Consider the following 5,197-nt stretch of genomic DNA (forward strand, 5'->3'; position numbering starts at 1 on the left):
TGCTGATCTTGCCAGAATAGATTATCTAAAGAGAGAAGGTTCGCTACCTGAAGGCCTTGAAGACACCATACTGGCTTATGGTGATGAGCATTTCCTAAATGCTGCAGCATTCGCCATTAGAGGTCTGACGGCAAACCCTACAGGGCAAGAGGAGCGAGCTAGACGGGCGCTCCGTAATCCTTCTGCTACAGCCTACTATTCTGCCTGCGAACTAGCTTACCTAACAGGTGAAGAAGTAGATTGGCCTGACTATTAAACAGTTCCGACGGCAGATACCGCAATCTGACTTACCACGTTTGCTGGGATAGTATTGGCTTCAGGCACGGCGCATGGCTCGTTAATCTTGATGGCCCAAAGGTGAACTTCAAAGGTAACTGGTTTTATCCCATGCCCTGATCATTCTAAGACGTCAGTATGACGTATACCTTGGCAAGTAAGGCCAAGGCTATGACTGCGATAAAGACCTTGTTAGCTGTCATGGTATTCTCAGGAACTTAGTAGCCACAGTTCTTATAGCCGCTGCCCAGACACTCACGAGCCATAGCTTGGGCTTGTTCAATAGCTTGCTGGGTCATGCCCTCTGCAATGCGATCCCTGAAAGTACCGCCAAGTTCATTACCATTTGCTGCACCAATGTTATACCACATATGGGCCATAACGTTGTCTTGAATTACACCATGGCCATTGCTGTACATAACACCAAGATTGGTTTGCGCATCTGCAATCCCCTGATCAGCAGCTAATCGCCACAACCTGACAGCTTCTGCGTAGTCTTGAAGGACTCCTTGGCCAGTGCGGTACATGTTTCCAAGATTGAATTGCGCAGGTGCATACCCTTGGTCAGCAGCTAATCGATACCACCTGCCAGCCTCTGCATCGTCTTGAAGGACTCCTCGGCCATTTCTGTACATGACACCAAGACTGAATTGCGCATAAGCATTCCCAGCCTCAGCTAAGGGCGTCCACTCTTGAAGGGCCGTAGCATAGTCACCAGCACGGTAAGCATCCCAACCCTTCTGGGAGTCCTGTGCAGCCAATGGTGTGAAAGCCAACGAGAGTACGGCGGCTAGGGCAAATGTGATGCGTGTCATACCTGAAGCCTCTGATCAGATGTCGGTAGAAAACGTATCAAAACGATGACGAAACAGTGCGGAAACATCAAGTGATCGCAGGAACGCTACCGCCATGAAGGCCTAAGCCCTTAACGTAGTTGCTCAGGCCAAGGTCTATGGTCGTTCTGAAACATCAGCCTTTCAGAAATTCTGTTGTACTGAGCAGTAAGAAGGCAGTTATTGTAATTTACACGATAAGCGGGGTCCGTCTCCCCTCCCAGTACAGGGAAATACACGTTTTGTTTTGCTCAGAAAAAAGCTGGACGTGTCACCTAATGCATGGTCTCTTTTGGTTAAGATCAAAGGGACATAGACAGATGAAGATTGCATCTATCATGGCGCTTGGGCTGGTCGTTGGTTTGGCGGCATGCAACGGAGATAGGTACACCGGTAAGGTCAAAAATGCCGAAGACTTGGCTGCGTGCTATGCTAAAGCATTGAAAGCGGAGGTTGCCTATCGAACAGGCCTCATGCTTCGTGTTCCCGATCTCGACCGCCAATTAGCAGAAGACCCAAAAAAGCTGGACGAATGGGCGTCAGCGGTCGCAGATATGCAAATCGCTGTAATCGGTTTGTGGAAAGCAAACCTAATGACAATTGCTCAGATGGTGGAAGAAGCTGAAAAGCCTATCAAGTGGCGTGATGGCGCAGCTTTCTCAGTATCATGCGATGTCGCCTACATAACTCAAGAAAAGATTGTCTGGCCTAGCCTCTGAGACGTCCCGCTGAGTGCAATGTCGATGCCGATCTAGGCACCCTATGGCAGGTTCACTGGTGGTTTCTGGCAACGTGTTGGAGACAAGGATACGGATGAAACACCGTACAGAAGACACATCAGGATCAATAACGAACCAACTGATGAACTGGACTACTCATCACTTCATCCAAACATACTGACAGTTGAAGCAGGATTAGACCCAATAGATGACGTCTATACACTGAGTCACCAAGTGGTCGATCACTACAATCACCATCGCTATCACGAGAGCCTGCACAACGTCACACCTACCGACGTCTACTTCGGACGGGACAAAGCCATTCTGAAGCAACGAGAAGGGATCAAACAGAAGACCTTCGAAACGCGACGCTTGCGTCTCAGAAAGCGCGCCGCATAATCACACGCTCGCCACAACCTAGCGGATGGCGAGACCATCAGCGCCAAAAGCATGCATGTCGGCCAGATCAAATGACAGACCAACCGCGTCCCCAGGCTTCTGCGCTGCACGACCGTTGACGCGCACGGTGACTTGTCCTGCATCGCCACAAGACAGGATCACGAAGGTATCCGCACCAAGATATTCAAGCACATCAACGGTGCCTTGGATCTGGCCAGACCCGGCCTCGACCAGTTGGATATGCTCGGGCCGGATGCCAAAGGAGGCCGTTCCGTCCGGCAAGGCGACAGCTCCGCCAGCCGAGGCAGGCATAACATTCATGCGTGGAGAGCCAATAAACTGCGCCACGAACAGGTTTGTAGGTCGTTCATAGAGTTCCCGCGGGGTGCCCACCTGTGCGATCTTGCCGAACTCAAGCACAACGATCCGGTCGGCCAACGTCATGGCCTCCACTTGATCGTGGGTCACGTAGATCATTGTGGACTTCAGCGTTTGGTGCAGCTTGGCGATCTCGTAGCGCATCTCGACCCGCAACGCAGCGTCAAGGTTGGAAAGGGGTTCGTCGAACAGGAAAGCTGTCGGGTCACGGACAATCGAACGGCCAATTGCCACACGCTGACGCTGGCCCCCGCTCAGGTCTTTGGGGCGGCGGTCCATGTATTCATCCAGCTTCAGAACGCGTACTGCCTCATCCACTTTGGCCTCGATCTCGGCCTTGGGAAGGCCCGCAGATTTCAGAGGGAAACCCACATTGTCGCGTACAGTCATGTGCGGATAGAGCGCATAGGATTGGAACACCATCGCCAGCCCACGCTTGCTGGGCGGTTCAGCGGTGGCATCACGGTCACCGACCAAGATTTGCCCGCGTGAGGTTTCTTCAAGCCCCGCGATCATGCGCAGGAGAGTGGATTTTCCGCAGCCAGACGGACCGACGAAGATCACGAACTCCCCCTCTTCGATGTCGAGATCAACGCCCTTGATGACTTGGACTTCGCCGAACCATTTTTCGACCGCTTTGAGTGTGATGGTTGACATCAGGCTGCCCCTTGCCGTTTTTCGGGTTGGTCACCGGCCCAGCCAAGCCAAACGGCGGCTGTCCAGGTAAAGGTCCCCCCGCCCGCCGGTGCGCCGGTGTGGGGGTTGTAGTATTCGGCAAAGCCGTTTTCCTGCATCAGACGGGCAGTGTCGGCCCGGATGCGGTCAGCGGCTGCATCAATGCCCTGTTCTGCCATGCCAGACCCTACAAGGTAGTTCATGATCGGCCAGCTTGGCCCCCGCCAATATCGCACGGGTTCGAACCCGTCGGCGGCAGGATCGTAGCTGGCAAGGCCGTAGGTCGCAGCCTCTAACATGGCTTCGATCGCGGGCAAGGCGCGGGCGTCGTTGATCCCAGCGTACCAACATAGCGCAGAGGCGTTCGACAATATGCCGTTGAACCGCCCCGTGTGCGCGTTGCGGCTGTCATAGCCGCCGATGGCATCGTTCCAGAGTGTTTCGGCGCCACCCTCAAGCGTCTTGATCCAATCTTCAATATCCGAGACGTCCTCGCCAAAGCGGCGGCCCATGGCTAACAAATCGCGGTTCGCCCGTAGCAAGGTGAACGTCATGGTCGGATCGGCCACGCGGAACGGGTTGATGGCCAGCAACTTCTCCTGGTCCCAATTCACCGAGACGCCAATTTGCACCAGTTTGATGTAGCGGTCGTAGTCGTACTTGGTCGGCCGCATCGCCGGATCGACATGCGAGGTGTCGCGGCGAGTGTATTCGCCCACATCGTCAGCATTGATCGCGGCCATGTTTACATCCCAGTCCGGTGCGTTGTCGCGGCCTGCCTCCCAAGGGTGTGTGACGCAGACGGCCCCCTGATCTAGCCGCCAGTCCATGAACCAGCGGTGCCATTCTTTCAGTTTGGGCCAAATGGCGCGGGCGCGAGCCTCGCCAGCGGGATGCATGGTCAACATTTTGGCCATGAAGCTGGCGGCAACCGGAGGCTGGGAAATCCCAGAGGATGGGATCGGGCCACGCCCCTGCCAAACGTCGGGACCGGGGAAATACCCCGGGTCTGGCTGATGGAAGATGATGTGGGGGATCATGCCATCCTCCCATTGACCTAACATAAGGGTCTCAAGCTCGGTCCAGCCGCGATCAGGGTCGAAAGTCGTGAACCCCCACGCGGCAAAAGCGCTGTCCCAATTCCATTGGTAGGGATAAAGGCCATGGGTCGGCAGGGTATAGCCACCTTTGTCGTTATCGCGCAGGATCTGGCGGGCTTGTTCATGCAAGTTTATCATATCTTCATCCTTTGACCGATCCAGCGGTCAGCCCTTTCGTCATAAAGCGCTCCAGCCCCAGAAAGAGCACCATGATCGGAATGGTCGCCACGACCGATCCGGCCATCAGGTGTTGTCTGGGTATTTCGGAGGAATTGAGCGAGGCAATCCCCCGCGTGAGGGTGAATTTCGATGGATCGTCTAGCAGCATGAACGCCAGCAGGAATTCGTTCCATGCGATCATGAAGACGTAGAGCGACACCGACGCCAACGCGGGCAAAGAAAGAGGCAGGGTAATCTTCCAGATGACGGCAAGGCGTGACAGCCCGTCCATCAACCCTGCCTCTTCCACCTCCGCCGGAAGGCCGCGGAAGTATCCTTGCAACATGTAAAGCGCGACGGGGATGGTGGTGACTGGATAGATCATCACGATACCCCAAAAGGAGTTGCGCAAACCGGTCATCGAAAAGGCGATATAGATGGGCAGCGCCAGCACGATCATTGGTACCATGTAGATCAGCAAGATCGAGCGTGAGAACGTCGCCCGCCCTTTGAACCGCAGCCTCGCGACAGCGTAAGCACCCGGGATCGCAAAGGCCAGAGTGATAAAGACGGTCAGCACCGAGATGAAGAACGAATTAAAAAGATACGTGCCGAAGTTGAACTGGGTGAACAACTCGTCATAGCTGCGAAACAACTC

At 54.5% G+C, this 5,197-nt stretch carries 6 protein-coding genes and 1 pseudogene; 3 read left to right on the forward strand and 4 right to left on the reverse strand.

Translation table 11 applies throughout. From position 1 onward, the window contains the following. Positions 1-256, forward strand: a 256-nt coding sequence (locus tag ACTF5F_RS13595) for a hypothetical protein (protein ID WP_438957407.1), incomplete at its 5' end; no start/stop codon positions are given. Between the two features lie 238 nt (positions 257-494). On the opposite strand, the gene ACTF5F_RS13600 is transcribed toward ACTF5F_RS13595, so the two are convergent. Next, complete coding sequence (locus ACTF5F_RS13600; RefSeq protein WP_438957408.1) at positions 495-1,091, reverse strand: tetratricopeptide repeat protein; 597 nt, start codon at positions 1,089-1,091, stop codon at positions 495-497. 338 nt (positions 1,092-1,429) lie between these two features. On the opposite strand from ACTF5F_RS13600, the gene ACTF5F_RS13605 reads away from it, so the two are divergent. Beyond that, positions 1,430-1,828, forward strand: coding sequence for a hypothetical protein (locus ACTF5F_RS13605; protein ID WP_438957409.1), 399 nt, complete (start codon positions 1,430-1,432; stop codon positions 1,826-1,828). Between the two features lie 237 nt (positions 1,829-2,065). Continuing rightward, positions 2,066-2,227 (forward strand): annotated as a pseudogene (locus ACTF5F_RS13610) (IS3 family transposase); the annotation flags it as partial. An 18-nt stretch (positions 2,228-2,245) separates the two neighbouring features. Here the strand turns inward: ACTF5F_RS13610 and ACTF5F_RS13615 are convergent. The 3 genes from ACTF5F_RS13615 to ACTF5F_RS13625 all read right to left on the reverse strand — a co-directional run. Next, positions 2,246-3,262 carry an ABC transporter ATP-binding protein gene (locus tag ACTF5F_RS13615; protein ID WP_438957410.1) on the reverse strand — a complete coding sequence of 339 codons (1,017 nt, stop codon included), beginning with the start codon at positions 3,260-3,262 and terminating at the stop codon, positions 2,246-2,248. Further along, positions 3,262-4,518, reverse strand: coding sequence for an MGH1-like glycoside hydrolase domain-containing protein (locus tag ACTF5F_RS13620; RefSeq protein WP_438957411.1), 1,257 nt, complete (start codon positions 4,516-4,518; stop codon positions 3,262-3,264). Before ACTF5F_RS13620 ends, ACTF5F_RS13615 begins: the two co-directional genes overlap by 1 nt. 4 nt (positions 4,519-4,522) lie before the next feature. Then, a partial coding sequence (locus ACTF5F_RS13625) for a carbohydrate ABC transporter permease (RefSeq protein ID WP_438957412.1) occupies positions 4,523-5,197 on the reverse strand: 675 nt, incomplete at its 5' end.

Origin of the sequence: Cognatiyoonia sp., from assembly GCF_965661665.1 — a bacterium.
GTDB lineage: Bacteria > Pseudomonadota > Alphaproteobacteria > Rhodobacterales > Rhodobacteraceae > Cognatiyoonia.

Excerpts from the sequence above, each read along its gene's own strand:
- ACTF5F_RS13605 (WP_438957409.1), top strand. The coding sequence starts at position 1,430 with ATGAAGATTGCATCTATCATGGCGCTTGGGCTGGTCGTTGGTTTGGCG.
- ACTF5F_RS13620 (WP_438957411.1), bottom strand. The coding sequence starts at position 4,518 with ATGATAAACTTGCATGAACAAGCCCGCCAGATCCTGCGCGATAACGAC.
- ACTF5F_RS13615 (WP_438957410.1), bottom strand. The coding sequence starts at position 3,262 with ATGTCAACCATCACACTCAAAGCGGTCGAAAAATGGTTCGGCGAAGTC.
- ACTF5F_RS13600 (WP_438957408.1), bottom strand. The coding sequence starts at position 1,091 with ATGACACGCATCACATTTGCCCTAGCCGCCGTACTCTCGTTGGCTTTC.